This is a genomic window from Pedobacter sp. GR22-6 (assembly GCF_037402555.1).
Classification (GTDB): Bacteria; Bacteroidota; Bacteroidia; order Sphingobacteriales; family Sphingobacteriaceae; genus Pedobacter.
Map to the genome: position 1 here is coordinate 1595907 of NZ_JBBEUC010000001.1, position 18462 is coordinate 1614368.

The following is an 18462-nucleotide window of genomic DNA, read 5'->3' on the forward strand; positions in this document are numbered from 1 at the left end:
AATTTGGTTCTAATTTGACTATTTTAAACGACAAATAGGTTTGTAGCCTGTAAATTTAGTGTCAGTAGAAATAAAGGATTCCTTTATTGACTCTTCTTTGACTAAATCAGTACTGAGATACTTTTTATTACTGTCGCATAGTAAAGTAACCACTACAGCTTCGACTCCCATTTTCTCTTTTAGTTTAATCGCACCGATCACATTTGCACCAGATGAAATTCCCACCGCTAATCCCAGTTCTTTGGCCAGTTTCTGCGCCATAATGATCGCATCACCGTCATTGGCCTGAATGATTTCATCAAGCTGATCCAGTTTAACTATCTCAGGTATAAATTCATCTGAAATTCCCTGGATTCGGTGACTCCCAACTTTATACCCGGTTGTCAAAGTAGGGCTTTCTGCTGGTTCCAACGGATGTATGCTGATCGAAGGATTGCGTGCTTTTAACGCTTTACCTACACCCATTACCGTTCCGCCTGTACCTACACCTGCAACAAATGCATCAGGTGTCAGTCCATTCAATTTAAGTTGTTCCCAGATTTCCATGCCAGTTGTCTTCTCATGGGCCTCTTCGTTGTAACGGTTTTCAAATTGTCTAGGAAGAAATACTCCTCCTTTTGCAGACAGTTCCTCACACATCTTGATGCTGCCCAAAAATCCGCCCTCTTCCTTAGTCACCAATACTACCTCTGCTCCCATGCTTCTGATGATGTCTATGCGTTCCTTACTCAACCAGTTTGGCATTATGATTTTTACATTGTGTCCCAACGCTTTGCCAATTGCGGCAAAAGCAATTCCGGTATTTCCGCTAGTGGCTTCTACAATAGTGTCACCCGGTTTGATCGCACATGAATTATATGCTTCGTACATAATGTTTAAAGCCATTCTATCCTTAATGCTTCCGGTGAGGTTATAATGTTCACATTTCACATAAATCTTACCTGGTTTACCTTTATATTCGTAATGCAGTTCCAGCATCGGAGTGTTGCCGACAAGATGCCATAAGTGTTCAAACTTACTGGCTAGATCGTTAGATAAACATGCAATTTCTGCGGTATTAGCTGACATATTTTGATTTAATTAATATTAACAAAACTCCATACAATAGCCTTTAAAAACAATGCTTCTGCCACATATCCATAAATTATTCAGATATTTGGGTTAAAATTGTGTTTTTTTTCAGTTTTGGTATTTTAATAATGCCCTTAGCTGATTTTTTTTCATTTCATCTTCAATTAATAATAGGGTTATAATAAATGATATGCAAACAGACCTAGATCCAATCGATACAGAAATCTTGAAATTGTTGCAGATAGATGCGACTCTGAACCATAAGGAGATAGCTTTTAAACTAAACAAATCTATAGCTACTATACATGAGCGGATTCGTCGTTTGAAAAAGCAGGGTTATATCAAGCGAATCGTGGCCATTCTGGACAGGAAAAAGATCAATCGAAGCCTGATCGCCTTCTCACATGTATTTTTAAAAGCGCATACTGCGGAAACTTTGGTTGAATTTGAAACCGAAGTAGCAAAGTTCAGCGAGGTGATGGAATGTTTTCAGATGACCGGAGCTTATGATTTTATTTTACGCATCGCTACAAGCGACATGGATGCTTACCATTTGTTTCTTCGCAATAAATTGGCGACGCTGCCGAACGTGAGCACCGTCCAAAGCTTTTTCGTGCTATCAGAGACTAAAAGTGATACTGCATACCCTCTTTAATAAAAAAAAGGCCGATGAACTTTCATCGGCCTTTTTTAAAATTTAGTCATCTTATATTCCGCCGCCCAATGAGCGATACAATTCGATGGAGGCGTTTAACCTGGCGGTCTTAATAGCTGCCAGTTCCAGTTCACTTTGTAGCGAATTACTCTGTGCAGTAATGACTTCGAGATAGGTCGCCATTCCATTTCTAAACAGTAGATTTGCGTTTTTTACTGCTTTTTGCAGTGTATTTACCCTTTGTTGCGAAATATCATATTGAGTCTTTAGTTTCTCAAGTTTTACGAGTTCATCGGATACCTCTCCAACAGCAGTTAATACGGATTGCCTAAATTGGATCACAACTTTCTCCCGCTCTATTTGAGCCAGTTCAAATTGAGTTTTTAACTGTTTCCTCTGAAAAACAGGTTGTGTGATGCCCCCCGCTACTACTCCAAATAGCGATGCAGGGACATTGAACCAGTTGCTCGCCTTGAAAGAATTTAATCCACCGCTGGCAGTGATACTCAATGATGGGTACATACTTGCTTTTGCTACCCCCACTCTGGCATTGGCCACGTCAAGCGATAATTCTGCTGCCCTTACATCTGGCCTTCTGCTCACCATTGCGGAGGGTAAACCAGCCGACAGATATTCGGGTACCTTCGTTTGATCCAAACTTGAACTACGCTCCACAGGGCCAGGTATCGCGCCAGTAAGAATCTTCAAAGCATTTTCCTGAATGCTGATGTTCTGCTCCAGTTGTGGGATCAGTTGTGCTGCAACCAGTTGCTGTGCCTCTGCTTGCTGGATGGCTAATGAAGTAATCTGACCCGCATCAAATTGCATATGAATGATACGCAAGGTGCTGTCGTTTAGAGCCAGGTTCTTTTTCGCAATGGCCATTTGGGCATCCATCATCAGCAATTGATAATAACCCTGTGCTACATTGGCGATCAGTCGGGTTTGTACCGCTTTCCTCACTTCTGCGGTTTGCAGGTAACTGGCCAACGCAGCTTGTTTCTGACTTTTGATCTTACCCCAAATATCTGCTTCCCAGCTCAGGCCGACATTTGCGTTGTAATCTTCGATGTGTTTAGTGCCGAGAAACTGACTTGACGTCAATCCGTTCAAACTATTGTCAGAAGGTCTGTTTGAATTGGCCGTGACCTGCAAATTTAGCGTAGGCAGGTTTCCCAGTTTAGATTGCCTGAACAGCAGTTCTGATGCCTCTATGTTTTTTACCGCGAGCTGAAGATCGTAGTTTTTGGCAATTGCCGTATCGATCAACTTTTGGACATCAGGTGCTGATATAAAGTCCTTTACCGGTATAGAAGCGATGCTGCTTGTGTCAGAAACAATGGATCCCCTGTAGGCTGCTGGCGTAGCATCTGCGGGTTTCAGGACGTCTTTCGATACCTTACATCCGGCTACAAATAAAGCCAGTAAAAGAAATATATTTAAATGGTTATGCGATTTCATTGACTAATTCTTTAACGTGATTTTTATGATTGACAATGGGTGCTGTCGGATTGCGTTTGATCTTTTCCTGTAAGAACTGGAATACAACGAACAATACTGGAATAATAAACAGACCCAGTACTACTCCAGACAGCATCCCTCCTGCTGCTCCTATACTGATGGAATGGTTACCCTGAGCTGAAGGCCCGGTAGCGACGCTCATTGGTAAAATACCAACGATGAAAGCCAACGAGGTCATGATGATTGGCCGAAGCCGAAGTTTGGCAGCTTCGAGTGCTGCAGCGACCAAAGGCTGTCCAGCCCTTCTGCGCTGCGAAGCGAACTCCACGATCAGGATGGCATTCTTCGCAAGCAAACCGATGAGCATGATCAGTGCAACCTGAACATAGATGTTGTTTTCTATTCCTGCGAAGCCAATAGCAATAAATACACCGAGAACACCCGTAGGGATCGATAAAATCACAGCTAGTGGCAGAATGTAACTTTCATATTGAGCCGCCAACAGGAAGTAAATAAATACCAGACACAACATGAAAATGATCGTAGATTGTCCACCTGAAGAAATCTCTTCTCTGGTTTGACCGGAAAACTCATAAGCATAGCCTGATGGCAATTGCTCCGTAGCTACTTCTTGTATGGCCTTAATGGCGTCGCCGGAACTAAATCCTGGCTTCGGTATCGCATTAACCTGGATCGAGTTGAAGAGGTTGTAACGCGAAGCGGTCTCTGAGCCATATATGCGGTGGAGTTTTACAAGCGTGTTTATTGGAACCATTTCTCCAGAGTTGTTTTTTACGAATACCCTGTCTATAGATGTAGGGTCGGCCCTGTCTGCAACATCAGCCTGGACGATCACTCTATAATATTTACCAAAACGATTGAAGTCTGAAGCTTGTGCGCTACCAAAATAAGTCTGCATGGTTTGCAGTATATCTTTCACACTTACTCCAAGTTGGTCTGCTTTCTCGTTGTTGATCTCCAACTGCAATTGAGGATAATCGGCTTTAAATGAAGTAAAGGCCACTGCGATCTCTGGACGTTTCATCAGCTCACCGATAAAACCATTAGCTATTCCACTGAATTTATCTAGTTTGCCGCCGGTTTTGTCCTGTAATACTAAATCCAGTGCTTCCACATTACTGAAACCGGGAACTGTAGGGAAACTAAATACGAAGAAACTACCTCCTGTAATACCGCCAAGTTTGGCGCGTACCAGATCCATGATGGCATTGATGTCTTTAACTTTACCACGTTCTTCCGTGGGTTTCAACAGTACAAAGCAAACTGCAGAAGATGGACTTGTAGAGTTGGTTAGCAAGTTGAATCCAGAGATCGCGGTTACAAACCTCGAGGCATCCAGCTCATTCAAAGCATTTTCTGCCTGCGTCATCACTTTAGAAGTTCCATCAAGTGAAGTTCCGGAAGGGGTATTTACCGCTATGGCGATGAATCCCTGATCTTCAGTTGGGATAAATCCGGAGGGTGTAGTTTTGACCATCCATACTGTAGCTAGCGTTACGACTGCCAATCCACCCAGACTTACCCATTTATTACGGATAAGAAACTTTAGGCCACCCACATACCTATTTGTCATGGCGTTAAAGCTACTGTTGAAGCCCGCAAAGAATTTCTGACTAAAACCTTTCTTTTCCGGTGTTGCGGCATCATGATCCGAGTGTTGGTCTTTCAGAAATAATGCAGCCAGGGCCGGACTAAGTGTTAAGGCGTTAACAGCCGATATTACGATAGCGATGGCCATTGTAAATGCAAATTGTCTGTAGAACACGCCTGTAGATCCTTCCATAAAACCTACAGGAAGGAATACCGCAGCCATTACCAGTGTAATGGAAATGATCGCCCCAGTGATTTCATGCATGGCTTCTGTTGTCGCTATCTTAGGAGATAGCTTTTTATGTTCCATCTTGGCATGTACGGCCTCAACGACCACAATCGCATCATCGACTACGATACCAATAGCTAAAACCAACGCAAACAGGGTTAGTAGGTTAATGGAGAAGCCGAACAGTTGCATGAAGAAGAAGGTACCTAAGATGGCAACCGGAACCGCGATCGCTGGGATTAATGTGGAACGGAAATCCTGAAGAAAAATAAATACTACAATAAATACGAGTATGAAAGCTTCGATCAGGGTATGTTTAACCTGATCAATAGACTGATCCAGAGCAATTTTTGTACTGTAGAAGATGTTATGTTTAATTCCATTAGGAAAATCTTTTGCAGATTTCTCCATGAGTTTATTGATCGCAATCTGGATTTCATTAGAGTTTGAACCAGCAAGTTGAATTACACCTATTACAATACCTTTTTTACCGTTGAGGCGTGTTAAACTCGAATAAGAATAGGCACCGAACTCTATTCTTGCTACATCTTTTAGCCGGAGTATTGTTCCGTCGGCGTTGGCTCTGATAGCAATATTTTCGTACTCTTCTGGTTTGTTGAGTTTTCCTTTGTACTTGATGACATATTCGAAGACTTCTTTGCTTTTCTCTCCGAATCTGCCCGGAGCAGCTTCAAGACTCTTATCCTGTATGGCTCGTGTAACTTCATTTGGTGTCACTTTATAAGTAGCCATCTGGGTCGGGTTCAGCCATACCCTCATTGAATAGTCCTTTACACCACCAAAAATACTGGCGGCACCCACACCGGGGATACGCTTGATCTCAGGAATGATATTGATCTGCGCATAGTTCGCTACGAACGTCTGGTCATATTTGCTCTCGTCCTCGGTAAACATGCCGATTGCCATAATGAAACTATTTTGCTGTTTTGCAGTGATGATCCCTTGCTGCACTACTTCGGCCGGTAGCTGACTGGTTGCCTGGGCCACCCTGTTCTGGACGTTGACAGCTGCCTGATCCGGATCTGTACCCAATTTGAAATATACGGTGATGGCCAATGAACCATCATTGCTGGCTGTAGAGCTCATGTAGCTCATGTTCTCCACTCCGTTGATGGATTCTTCTATGGATGGAGCAACTGAACGCAGTACCGTCTCGGCATTTGCGCCCGGATATACCGCAGTTACCAGTACCGAGGGTGGTGCAATATCAGGGAATTGTTGCAGCGGCAATTTCGTAAGACCTAAAACCCCCAGGATCACCAGTAGAATGGAGATCACTGTCGCCAGCACAGGTCGTTGTATGAATATTTTAAACATTGTTGTGATTTTTAAAGATTAATTTAATAATGCGACCTTTTGCGCTGCTTTTTCTGGTTTAATCACCTGACCTTCTTGTAGCCGATCGATACCGCTCAGCACAATTTGATCGCCAGTTTTAAGCCCATCCTTGATCAGGTAATTGGTGCCGCTTTTACCCAAGATGGTAATTGGCAGCTTTTTAACTTTGTTACTGTCGGCCAGGGCAAAAACAAATATTTTATCCTGCATTTCTATTGTCGCAGATTGAGGAACAACCAGGGCATCTGTATGCGAAACCCCGATCCTGATTTTTCCTGTGTTTCCTGATCTCAGCACTCCTTGACCATTTGGAAAAGTAGCCCTTAAAGAAATAGAACCTGTTTGTTTGTCGAACTGTCCGTCTACCATGTCGATTTTACCTTGTTGTGCATATAAAGTCTGATCTGCCAGTACTAAGGCTACACCTGGAATTTTGCTGGCTTTCTCTGTAAGGCTCTTCCCTGGATATTTCGCATTGAAACCGATAAAATCATCTTCACCAAGTGAGAAGTATACATGTACTTCATGTGCATCAGACAATAAGGTTAAGGGTGCGGGATCAGTTGGGGATACCAGACTTCCCTGTTTTTTAGGCAAGCGACCTACATAGCCGTTTACAGGCGCCTTTATTAGGGTATAGCCAAGATTAATATTCGCTGTCCCTACTCCGGCCTTTGCTTGCTCAACGTTGGCCAATGCTGCTTCGTAGCTTGCTTTCGCACTCTTCAACTGGAACTCTGAAACGACTTTATTGGCCACAAGTGGCGTCAATTTTTCCACTTCAAGCTGTGCATTTAATGAAGCTGCTTTTGCTGAGAGTAATGCTGCTTTGGCATTGTTAAGCGCCTCCCTATAAGGCAATTCATTGATTTTAAATAAGGCCTGTCCTTTTTCTACAAGGGCGCCTTCATTTACAAAAATCTTGTCCAGAGCGCCTGAAACCTGAGGTCGGATCTCCAAATCTACCGCGCCTTCAATGGAGGCTGGGTATTCGGTATAGGTGGTTTCTGAAGTTTTTTCTACCGAAGCGACAGGCAGTGCCTGTATTGGCGCCGGAGGTGGAGTTTCAGTCTTGCCTGAACATCCATAAAGAAATATAGCTAAAACGAGTATTGATGTTTTCATAACGTGATTAGATGGTTTAACAGTGTTAAGTAATTGGGTGTAGTTTGGCGGATTTTTCATATGTATATTGATTTAATGGGTACTTGGGTTGAAAATTTGGCAATACTGACCTGCAAATGCCTCTTAAGTCATTTAACAGTGTTAAGTAAATGTTATTAAAAAAAGGTATTTATACCTTTTATCTTGATTTAATCATTAATATATTTAATAATACCTTTTATCGCATCTTTTAAAATGCGTTGGTTCATTTCTTCATCGCGACCTTTATTCACCAGATTAATGGATATCAATCCGTGTATAATAGACCAGAATGTATAGAACTTTCTGCATACCAGATCTTCAGCTGGTTTTTCATCTTTCATGATCTTTTCTATCACATCATAAATCATGTCATCTGCAAGTTCGGCTTCTGGCATCGATTTCTTAAGTTCGCAGCAATTGGTGTCGACCCCATACATCAAACGATACAGTTCTTTATATTTGAAGGCAAAATTCCAGTATGCAATCCACATCGCTTCCAACTGTTCGGCCAAATCCGTATGTTGCTGCATGGCTGTTCTCACCTCTCCCGCCAGGATAATATAACCGCGCCTCGTCAGTTCCAGCAAAATCCCCTCTTTATTGGCGAAATACTCGTAGATGATTGGTGCTGTATATTCAATCTTGTCAGCAATTTTACGCATACTCAGCGACTGCCATCCTTCATCCTTCACAATATCCAAGGCTGCATCCAGTATATTGAGCCTGGTTTCGTCTTTGAGCCTTGCTATTCTTTCTTTGCTTCCCATAATTCAATTGTGACGGGGTGTAAATAATCTAACACCGTTAAGCAAATGTAAAAACACTTTTCGGATTACATATCATTTATTTGTCAAATCTAATCAAATGGCCTAATCTAGTCTGCGATCCGGGAATAGGAAGAAAGGAAATGCAACAGTATTAGCAATAAAAAGAATCGGTAGTTATAGAGCATTGGCATTCTTGTGTTTTTTTAAAGTAAGATGCTCAAATATATCATTAACTTTACTTTATTCGTTTATAAATCGCAAATTCGCTTTTACACACAATAAGGAACCGTATGAACAACAGCGTTACTCTGAAAGATATTGCCAAAGCGCTAAATTTATCCATTTCTACCATTTCTAAATCGCTGAACGATAGTCACGAAATCAGTGCCGAAACCAAACAGTTGGTTTTGGATTATGCCCAGGAGCACCACTATTCCCCAAACAGATTAGCGAAGGGATTGAAAGAAGGCAAAAGCAGGTCGATCGGTGTGGTGGTCTGCTCACTGGAAAATAATTTTGCAGCACAGATGTTGGATGGCATAGACAGCGCAAGTACAGGTAAGTCTTACCAGATCATCATTATGCAGAGTAAGGAATCGCAACAGCAGGAAAGGGCTTGTATCGAATTGTTATATGCTGGCGGTGTAGATGGTATTTTGATTTCTCCAGCTTGTGATACTGTTGATTTCAGCTATCTGAAGTCATTGCAGGAGTCTGGGTTTCCTGTTGTATTATTTGACCGGTTGAGCGATCAGATCAATACACATAAAGTAGGTGCAAATAACTTTAAAGGTGCATACGATGCGACAGTACATCTAATCAAAAATGGTTACAAATGCATTGCACATTTAAATACCAACACGATTTTGAGCATAGCTACTGAGCGACTGAATGGTTATAAACAAGCATTAAAAGATTACAGTATTCCATACAGACCAGATCTGCTTCGTTCCTGCGATTATTCCGATCCTAAAAGGCTAATCTCTGATTTGGAAGCCTCAATTCAATATTATATGGCCTTAAAGGAGCGTCCTGATGCCATATTGACCAGTACGGACCAAATCACAACACGTTGTTTGGCTTTATTGAACAAACTAGGGTATCAGATTCCGCAGGATATTGCCTTGATTGGTTTTACAAATACAGATCTGGCAGATGCTTTTCACCCGGCTCTGAGTACGGTTCATCAACCCGCCTTCGAGATCGGACAATTGGCAGCTTCCAAATTGATCTCCCTGATAGAAAAGAAATATCAGGAACCTGAATACGAAACAATTTTATTGGAAACGAGCATTCAAGTACGTGCTTCTACAAAATCTAAAACATAGAAAGCCGAAAACGATTGCGTTTATATAAATGGTCTGGCTGATGGATTTAAAAAGTTAAACCTGTATAATTGCATATTGATAATTTATAAATATGCAGCAACGAGAGAACATTCTGGTCTTTGGAGAACTTTTGCTTAGGTTTAGCGCTACGGAAGAACAGTTCATTTCTAAAAAACATACCGTATCCTTATTTCCCGGAGGTTCTGAAGCCAACGTCGCGGCCTCACTGGCACAATGGGCTGTGCCTTGCTCCTATCTTACTGCAGCACCGCAAAATGCATTGGCGGGAAATGCGCTGCAAACGTTATCAGACCTGGGTGCCGATACTTCAAAAGTACTGTCACAGGGCAGTAGACTTGGCCTGTATTTTTTACTCTCTGCTAACGGCCTTACAAATGGTGAAGTTGTATACGACAGGAAATTCTCCTCGTTTAGTTCACTTATACCTCACAGCATTGATTGGGATTCGATAATGAACGGCCACACCTGGTTTCATTTTACAGCACTCACTCCTGCCCTTAATGAAAATACAGCGCTTGTATGTAAAGAAGCGTTAGAGGCTGCTAAGAGGAAAGGTTTGAAGATATCCATAGATCTGAATTATAGAAGCCGCTTGTGGGATTATGGTAAGCAACCAATAGAGGTGATGCCGGAACTGGTACAGCATTGCGATGTCATCATGGGGAATATCTGGGCGGCCAATAAAATGCTTGGAACTGCTGTAGAAAGTTCCCTGGACAGGCAGACCAGTACTGAAGCCTATTTCGAACACGCAAAGAAATCAGCAAATGAGATCTTTGAAAAATTTCCGCAATGCAGTCATGTAGCTAATACCTTCCGGTTCATGGACCATGCCCAACACAATTTATTCTATGGTACTTACCACACAAGGGATGCCCATTTTATTTCTGAAGTACGGGAAACAAATGGAGTGATAGATAGGATTGGCAGTGGAGACGCATTTATGGCGGGACTAATCTATGCGTTGATCGATACTACGGATGGTCAGGAAATCATTGATAAAGCAACGAATGCCGGATACCAAAAACTATTTGTAAAAGGTGATTTTGGGAACGGGGCTATTTACAAATAACAAATAAATCCTCCAGACTTAAATCAATAGATATTAAAATAATGAAGACAAACACATTAACGCACATACAGCAATATCCGGTTATCCCGGTATATTATCACGAAGATGCGGAAGAATGCAAGGCTATTGTAAAAGCCTGTTATGAGGGTGGTATACGGGTATTTGAATTTACCAACAGGGGATCCAATGCCGCAGTAAATTTTAAAATCCTGTTGCAATATCGGGATGAAAATTTTCCTGATCTGCAACTGGGAATCGGGACAATCAAAAATGTAATACAAGCAGAGCAGTACCTGGATCTTGGTGCAGATTTTTTAGTAAGTCCTATTGTTAAAGAGGATATTTCGAAGCTGGCTTTGGCGAAAGGTACATTGTGGATACCTGGGTGTATGACTCCTACAGAAATCAACCTGGCTGAAGAATTGGGTGCACCTCTGGTTAAACTTTTTCCTGGAGATACTTTAGGCCCTGGTTTTCTCAAAGCAATTAAGCCGCTCTTTCCCGGCCTTAAGTTTATGCCTACAGGTGGCGTGGATGTAACTAAAGAGAATATAGATAATTGGCTGAATGCTGGGGTCAGCGCTCTGGGATTTGGTTCTAAACTGTTTTTAAAACCTGCAGGTGCTTCTGGTTACGACTGGCTTACTGAAAGTTGCCATTTACTGGTTAATATGGTAAACAGGAAGTAGGGTTACTTCCTGTTTAAGCTTATTTTTTATTCCTTTGATCTTCCTTGTCGTAAAGATCGATTAACTTGCTTTGTAAGCGAATAACGGTGTTTTCCAGTTCGCTTACCTTGTTTTTTAACTCGTCAATTAATTGTGTGTGCTCATTACCCCCCTCTTCACCTACATCAAGCAGTTCTCTCAATGTCAAATTATGAACCTCCGCAATTTGATTGATCCTGCTGAAATTGGGATCTGTAATGCTGGTCTCGAGTTTTGAATACGCTGGAATGGAAATCTCCAGCAAATCAGCCATTGCTTTTTGATTGACCCCCTTTTTCTGACGTAAAATTCTAAATTTCTCCCCTAATGTTTTCATAATCAATAATCTTTAAAACTCCCCCTATTTTGGTTGAAATAAATTTAAGAATTATTAAATACAATATTACCCAATCCATAGGTTTTTTTTAAACTATTTGGGCGCGCGATTTCTTTAGCTGTTAAATTTTATTTAGTAGCCGGCTTTTATTTTCGTAACTGCAATTAAAAAAAAGGCCTGTTTAAAGTAATAACTACACTTTTTGTCTATTTTCTATTTTGCCTGAAAATAAATGCAGCTAGACCCATAGCGACGGCCAAACCCGAATATCCCGGAAATAATACAAATAAATAAATAAGACCAGCTACAGAAGAAATCAGTAGGATGAACAACAACGATTGCGTAAGGCTGTCCATTTTAAAGGTTGCAAAGAGCGCGAAAAAAGAAAATGTAAGTGCTAATACTGGTAAAAACATATGCAAAGATGCATTCTTAATGTTAAGTTAATGTTAAGAAATCAGAATTTAAAAATGGTGTAAATAAGAAGCCCCGCATTGCCATTTGCGAGGCCTGAATTAAAAATCAATCCGTCTAATAATCGTCATTAAAGGCAAACACTGGTTTTCTGTTCATCCATTTTCCACTGGTAAAATCGGGAAAATCTATGGTTTCATTTCCCATTTCAATAGACTGTTCGCTCAGCGGTGTAATTGCACTCCAGGCGGCGGCATCGTAGACGTCCATGGGTGTTGGCAAATTACGCTTTACTGATTCTATAAAAGCATGGATAACGAAAAAGTCCATGCCGCCATGCCCTGCACCTTGTGCGTCGTTACCATATTTTTTCCATAAGGGATGGTCGTATTTGTCCAACCATTCCTTCGCAGACTCCCACTGATGAGGCTTGCTCACGCCTTCTACATAAATGCTTTTATTGACATCCATCCAAAGTCCCTTAGTCCCCTGTACTCTAAAGCCCAATGAATAAGGTCTTGGTAGATTGGTATCATGCTGAAGAATGATGGTTTCGCCATTTGCACAGTCTATTGTAGTAGTTACAATGTCTCCCAGACGGAAGTTTACTTTCGCATTGGGATGTCCTGCTCCACCTTTTTCTACAATGTAATTGTGCAATCCCCTCGCCTTGGTGGCGAAGGAATTTAATTTCAGAAAACGATTGCCCCTATTGATGTCAATGTAGTTTGCTATCGGGCCTATTCCATGAGTGGGATACAAATCGCCATTACGGTATACGGAGTGATTAGTTCTCCATTTGGCTTCTGAGAATCCCTTTTCATTAAATTCAACTCCACCACCATAGGGCTGTTTACCATCATTAAATTTTACTTCCCTGAGGTCATGCTGATATCCGCCTTGAAGGTGCATAATCTCTCCAAATATGCCTTGTCTTACCATATTTAACGCTGCGAGTACATCTCTTCTGTAGCATACATTCTCCAACATCATTACATGTGCATTGTGTTTTTCTGCTGCCTGCACCACGTCCCAGTGGTCTTGGAGGGTGATTCCAAGCATCACTTCCGTCGCTATATATTTGATACCGGCTTCAATGCTGTTAATGATCATCTCCTTATGCCATTCCCAGGGAGTGGCAATCAACACAGATTGAAGACCTTTTGTTTCGAGCATCTTTTTCCAGGCATTGTTGTCACCGGTAAAGATTTTAGGCATCGGCTTTCCACTTTTTCCAATCATTGATTTTGCAGTTTCCAGCATTCTTGGTTCTATGTCACAGATCGCTACTAAATCGACATCGTTTCTTTTTAGGAGCAAGTCCAGGTGGTTCTGGCCGCGCAGCCCGACCCCAATCATTGCAATCTTTACTTTATCTGCTGCTGAACTGGCAAACAAGGGGTTTTCCGGAAGTATGGTTACTGCTGCCGCGGTTAAACCCGAGTTTCTAACAAATTCTCTTCTGTTCATAGTTATTCTGGTACGCTTTATATGTTTTGGTTTATTTGTTTATGTTTCATCGGCCTGATGAAGCTCAAACCGTACTAATTGCAATACAAGGTATGTACTATCGGCACAATCGAGCAGCCGAGCAGGTGCAAAAAAACACGCAAACGTTTGATATTTTAACTTTCAGTGTTGCCCAACAGAAAAATAAATACATTTCGCTTTTTAACTTCCTGATTTTTTAATCATATTATGTTAATTATTGAAATGCCGTAAAAATCGCTTGGATATGTTCATCAATTGTCACTCCGGAATGGTATTTTGACAATCAAACGCCTGCTATGTGATTGTGATAAGCGCAAATTCATAAACAAACGTTTGCGTGGAAATTCAAGTAATTTGTCGTCTTTAAAATTTAAATATAGAATTTTACTAAAATTGCATTAGGTATCCAAACTTTATACTAATATTTGATCGATATGTCTGATAAACCCACTACAATAAAGGAAATTGCCAAAATACTTAAGATTTCAGTATCTACGGTATCCCGGGCACTGAATGATCATTCTAGTATTGGACTGACTACGAAAATGAGGGTGAAAAAGCTCGCTTCTGAATTGAATTATGAGCCTAATCAAAAAGCCATCCAGTTTTTGCATGGCAAATCCCTGGTTATAGGGGTGATTCTTCCAGAGTTATCAGAGTCTTTTTTCTCCACAGCAATCAGTGGAATTGAAGACGTTGCCTATAAACGAAATTATACCGTATTGCTGGCTCAATCTCATGATGATGCCGACAGAGAAAAGCTCCTGGTCGAAAAAATGAAGGCGCAGCGCGTAGACGGTCTTTTGGTATCTGTCGCGAAAACAACCAGTACTTATGACCATTTTGAGATCTTTAAAAAGCTAAATATTCCGGTAGTTTTTTTTGATCGCATCCCTCCTATTAAAGACATTCACTATGTAGCCTCAAATTTAGAAACCGGTACGTATGAAGCAGTAAATTTTTTGCTTAAGAAAGGGCACCGTACTATCGGAATGATCAATGGGCCTACCACACTTGTCGCCAGTCACGAACGCAAAGAAGGTTATATCAAAGCCATGATGTCCAACCGTCTAAAATTCGATCCTTCACTCATTGTCAATTGCGATCTTTCTGAGCCTGGCACAATTGAAGTGATGAATGCCATGCTCAATCACAAGAGAAAGCCTACGGCAATAGTGACCTTCAATGATTATGTGGCTTTATTTGCCATAAGGTATACACGTTCACTTGATTTGAAAGGGATAGATTTTGTAAGCTATGCTAATCTTCCCATCATTAATTATATGGATTATACCCCTATTGCCTCTGTCGAACAATTTCCATACAAGCAGGGAAAGAAGGCAGCAGATATCCTGATAGACCTCATCAACAGGCCAAAAAATGATACCGGAAAAGAACAGGCATATTTTAACGTTGTAGTTGAATCAGAACTCATTATCAGTAATTCTAAGTAGTTTTTTTGCGCAAACGTTTGCACAATGGTTTAGAACAGGAATTGGTTACGTTTGAGTTTAGATACACAAAACTCTATTAAACGCATGTTCGAAAATATTTTACCATTGTATGGTTTAAATTCAGATAAAACCACCGTTAAGCTGTTTGGTGACGGTTTAATTAACCATACCTGGAAAGTAAGTACTGATGATCAAAATTTTATCCTTCAGAAAGTCAATAACGACGTATTCAAGAGTCCTGGATATATAGATGAAAACATTTCGCTGATTAAGCAATATCTGGATATTAAGTACCCAAATTACCTGTTTGTCTCACCTGTAAATGCATTAAATGGGGAATCCCTTCTGGATACTGATTTTGGTTATTACCGATTGTTTCCTTTTGTGGAAGGTTCTACTTCTCATAACTCACTGACGAATAAACAAGAGGCTTATGAAGCAGCGAGACAGTTTGGGAAATTTTCCAGGATCCTTGCAGGATTTGATGCGGCCTTACTAAACATCACGATCCCGGATTTCCATAACCTGAAGCTTCGGTATCAACAGTTTCTGGAAGCCTGTAACACAGCGGATCCATCGAGGCTTCAAGCCTCGGCAAATGAAATTAATTTCATCAACGCTAATAAAAATATAGTAGATACCTACTGCAAGATCGTAGACAGTAAGGAAATTCCGCTCCGTGTCGTCCATCATGATACCAAGATCAATAATGTACTTTTTGATCTGGGCAATAACGGCTTGTGCATCATTGATCTGGATACTGTAATGCCGGGTCATTTTATCAGCGATGTGGGCGACATGATGCGCACCTATCTCGCCGAAGCGAGTGAAGAGGAAACAGATTTGTCCAAAATCGTGATCAGAAAAGACTTCTATGATGCAATCTATAGCGGTTATATGGATGAAATGAAAGATGTGCTGACGTTAAAGGAAAAAGAATATTTCAACTATGCCGGAAAGTTCATCATCTACATGCAGGCAATCCGATTTCTGACTGATTTTCTACAAGATGATATTTATTACGGTTCAAGGTATGAAGGACATAATTTCAACCGTGCAAAAAATCAGATCGCATTACTAAAAGAATATCAAAAAATGAAAGGATCGTTATAGCGATCCTTTCTTCATTTCATTAAAGGCATAATCCACTGCCCGAGCAGTAAAAGCCATATAGGTCAGCGACGGGTTTTGAGTAGAGGTCGATGTCATACAGGCCCCGTCCGTGACGAAGACATTTTTACAGGCATGTAGCTGATGCCATTTGTTCAGCATAGAAGTTTTTGGATCGTTTCCCATTCTTACACCACCCATTTCATGGATGTCAAGCCCTGGTGCCTGCGGGCTGTCATCGACCTGGATATTCTTAAATCCTGCCTCCGTAAACATTTCCGACAACTGCTCAACATAATCCTTTTTCATCTTTGCGTCGTTATCATCGTAATCTACGGAAATCTTCAACTGCGGAATGCCCCATGCGTCCTTTTTATGTTCATCAAGTTTTACATAGTTGCTCACCTTTGGTATGGTTTCACCCATCATGTGAGAACCAACTTTCCAGGGACCCAGACGCTTTGTGAGGAGCTGGGATTTAAGTGCTGTACCGATACCTGAAGTATCTGAATCTGCATTCCTGTAAGCCCCGAAACCGGCGGCGTACCCCCTTTTAAAATCAGTTTCCTGCTTGAGCAGGTTTCTAAACCTTGGAATGTAGCCTCCACCAGCCGGATTTCTTCCATCTGTGGTAAATTGTTTCAAGCCGTCATATTCTGCGTTGATCCTTGCGCTATAGTTGTGGAAGGCAACGTATTTACCGAGCACACCACTGTCGTTTCCCAAGCCCTCCGGAAACCTGGAGGATTTGGAATTCAATAGAATAAGGTTGGTGTTGATTGCCGCTGCATTCACGAAAATCACTTTTGCATAGAACTCTATAACTTCCTTTGTATTGGCATCTACAACGCGTACTCCTGTGGCCTTGTTCAATCGATCATCGTAAATGACCGACTCTACAACGGAAAATGGCCTCAGCGTAAGGTTTCCGGTTTTTTTTGCCCAGGGTAATGTCGATGAATTACTGCTGAAATAACCCCCGAAAGGGCAACCCCGCTGGCATAGGTTTCTATTTTGGCATTTCACTCTCCCCTGGTCAAAATGGATTTGTTTTGGTTGAGAAAGGTGCGCGCAGCGTGCGCTGATGACATGGCGGTTGCCGTATTTATTGTTCATCGCAAGCTTGAAATGATCTTCTACTGCATTTAATGGGAATCCGGGTAAGAAATCTCCATCTGGCAGTTCTGCCAGTCCATCTTTGTTGCCGGAAATCCCGGCAAACCGTTCTACGTAACTGTACCAGGCTGCAATGTCTTTATAACGTATGGGCCAATCGACTGCAAAATTATCTCTCAATGGTCCTTCAAAATCAAGATCACTCCACCTCTGAGTTTGTCTGGCCCAAAGTAAAGATTTCCCACCTACCTGATAACCCCTGATCCAGTCAAAGGGTTTTTCCTGTACATAGGGATGTGCTTTGTCCTTTACGAAAAAATGCATAGCATCTTCCCGGAAGGCATAACATTTGCTAACTACAGGGTTTTCCTGCTTTATGGCAAAAGTGAGTTCTCCACGATGGTCAAATTCATAAGGGTATTTGTTTGTGGTTGGGTAATCGGTAATGTGGTTGACATCCCTGCCTCTTTCCAATACCAGCGTTTTCAGTCCCTTTTCTGTAAATTCTTTTGCAGCCCAACCTCCGCTGATTCCTGAACCGATCACAATGGCGTCAAATGTACGCTGCTTTACACTGTCTATGTTTAGATTAGCCATGATTTCAAATGCTTGCTTTAACAGGGAAATAACCATTATATCTACCCGGGACCAGTTCCCAGATCACCAGTTTACTCATCACATATTTTGAATTTAAGAAACCGCCTATAGTTCGCTCCTTTAGCATTTGAAAGAAATTGTAACCATCTTCATGCAGATTTGGTTTCTTTACATTGGCATCAAAGATGAATTGCTGACGCGCTGGCGGGTCGAGCTTAGATACATAATCCAATCCTTGCATAAAGACCTGCTGATCTTTTGGACCGTAACAGTCATCCAGCATTTTTAGTACAAACAGGTGTAACTTTAGATCCTTCGCTCCTGGTGTATCTGTTTTTGGAATGATCATTTCCGACAGATCAGCAAGTACTTCCTCCTGGTTCAGACTGACATCCAGGTTTTTTAATTTTACCGAAGCTTTCCCTTCCTGTCTCAAACAGGAAGGGAGCAGAATGATTCCACCTGCTAAAAACAGCACTTGCTTGATCGCTAACCGTCTTTCCATGATTCTACTTT

At 41.4% G+C, this 18462-nt stretch carries 15 protein-coding genes; 6 read left to right on the top strand and 9 right to left on the bottom strand.

Annotated features, from left to right (window positions below; all coding sequences use genetic code 11):
* Nucleotides 1-18: 18 nt before the first annotated feature.
* On the bottom strand, nt 19-1068 hold the full coding sequence (locus WAE59_RS07475) for a PLP-dependent cysteine synthase family protein (RefSeq protein WP_337855317.1): 1050 nt from the start codon (nt 1066-1068) through the stop codon (nt 19-21).
* Nucleotides 1069-1261: 193 nt separating this feature from the next.
* Between WAE59_RS07475 and WAE59_RS07480 the strand changes: the two genes are divergently transcribed.
* On the top strand, nt 1262-1726 hold the full coding sequence (locus tag WAE59_RS07480) for an Lrp/AsnC family transcriptional regulator (protein ID WP_337855318.1): 465 nt from the start codon (nt 1262-1264) through the stop codon (nt 1724-1726).
* A gap of 51 nt (nt 1727-1777) precedes the next feature.
* On the opposite strand, the gene WAE59_RS07485 is transcribed toward WAE59_RS07480, so the two are convergent.
* The 4 genes from WAE59_RS07485 to WAE59_RS07500 all read right to left on the bottom strand — a co-directional run bounded on the left by WAE59_RS07485 (nt 1778) and on the right by WAE59_RS07500 (nt 8299).
* On the bottom strand, nt 1778-3187 hold the full coding sequence (locus tag WAE59_RS07485) for a TolC family protein (RefSeq protein WP_337855319.1): 1410 nt from the start codon (nt 3185-3187) through the stop codon (nt 1778-1780).
* Nucleotides 3174-6365 carry an efflux RND transporter permease subunit gene (locus tag WAE59_RS07490; RefSeq protein WP_337855320.1) on the bottom strand — a complete coding sequence of 1064 codons (3192 nt, stop codon included), beginning with the start codon at nt 6363-6365 and terminating at the stop codon, nt 3174-3176. Before WAE59_RS07490 ends, WAE59_RS07485 begins: the two co-directional genes overlap by 14 nt.
* 18 nt (nt 6366-6383) lie before the next feature.
* A complete protein-coding gene (locus tag WAE59_RS07495; RefSeq protein WP_337855321.1) occupies nt 6384-7511 on the bottom strand; it encodes an efflux RND transporter periplasmic adaptor subunit in 1128 nt (375 codons plus the stop codon).
* Between the two features lie 188 nt (nt 7512-7699).
* On the bottom strand, nt 7700-8299 hold the full coding sequence (locus WAE59_RS07500; RefSeq protein WP_337855322.1) for a TetR/AcrR family transcriptional regulator: 600 nt from the start codon (nt 8297-8299) through the stop codon (nt 7700-7702).
* Nucleotides 8300-8589: 290 nt separating this feature from the next.
* Between WAE59_RS07500 and WAE59_RS07505 the strand changes: the two genes are divergently transcribed.
* The 3 genes from WAE59_RS07505 to WAE59_RS07515 all read left to right on the top strand — a co-directional run bounded on the left by WAE59_RS07505 (nt 8590) and on the right by WAE59_RS07515 (nt 11409).
* Nucleotides 8590-9627 carry a LacI family DNA-binding transcriptional regulator gene (locus tag WAE59_RS07505; protein ID WP_337855323.1) on the top strand — a complete coding sequence of 346 codons (1038 nt, stop codon included), beginning with the start codon at nt 8590-8592 and terminating at the stop codon, nt 9625-9627.
* Nucleotides 9628-9718: 91 nt separating this feature from the next.
* The gene (locus tag WAE59_RS07510; protein WP_337855324.1) at nt 9719-10720 is read left to right on the top strand and encodes a sugar kinase; all 1002 of its coding nucleotides are present in this window, start codon (nt 9719-9721) and stop codon (nt 10718-10720) included.
* Nucleotides 10721-10761: 41 nt separating this feature from the next.
* Nucleotides 10762-11409, top strand: coding sequence for a bifunctional 4-hydroxy-2-oxoglutarate aldolase/2-dehydro-3-deoxy-phosphogluconate aldolase (locus WAE59_RS07515; protein WP_337855325.1), 648 nt, complete (start codon nt 10762-10764; stop codon nt 11407-11409).
* 19 nt (nt 11410-11428) lie between these two features.
* On the opposite strand, the gene WAE59_RS07520 is transcribed toward WAE59_RS07515, so the two are convergent.
* Together WAE59_RS07520 and WAE59_RS07525 are read right to left on the bottom strand one after the other, a co-directional pair.
* Complete coding sequence (locus tag WAE59_RS07520) at nt 11429-11764, bottom strand: helix-turn-helix domain-containing protein (RefSeq protein ID WP_337855326.1); 336 nt, start codon at nt 11762-11764, stop codon at nt 11429-11431.
* Between the two features lie 531 nt (nt 11765-12295).
* Nucleotides 12296-13648, bottom strand: a complete 1353-nt coding sequence (locus tag WAE59_RS07525) for a Gfo/Idh/MocA family protein (protein ID WP_337855327.1) — start codon at nt 13646-13648, stop codon at nt 12296-12298.
* 455 nt (nt 13649-14103) lie between these two features.
* On the opposite strand from WAE59_RS07525, the gene WAE59_RS07530 reads away from it, so the two are divergent.
* Nucleotides 14104-15123 carry a LacI family DNA-binding transcriptional regulator gene (locus WAE59_RS07530; protein WP_337855328.1) on the top strand — a complete coding sequence of 340 codons (1020 nt, stop codon included), beginning with the start codon at nt 14104-14106 and terminating at the stop codon, nt 15121-15123.
* 84 nt (nt 15124-15207) lie between these two features.
* Nucleotides 15208-16236, top strand: a complete 1029-nt coding sequence (locus WAE59_RS07535) for a phosphotransferase enzyme family protein (RefSeq protein ID WP_337855329.1) — start codon at nt 15208-15210, stop codon at nt 16234-16236.
* Here WAE59_RS07535 and WAE59_RS07540 read toward each other — a convergent pair.
* Entirely contained in the window at nt 16231-17946 is a 1716-nt protein-coding gene (locus WAE59_RS07540) for a GMC family oxidoreductase (protein ID WP_337855330.1), read from the bottom strand. The two genes, WAE59_RS07535 and WAE59_RS07540, sit on opposite strands and share 6 nt — an antisense overlap.
* Nucleotides 17947-17950: 4 nt before the next feature.
* Entirely contained in the window at nt 17951-18451 is a 501-nt protein-coding gene (locus WAE59_RS07545; RefSeq protein WP_337855331.1) for a gluconate 2-dehydrogenase subunit 3 family protein, read from the bottom strand.
* Nucleotides 18452-18462: the final 11 nt, after the last annotated feature.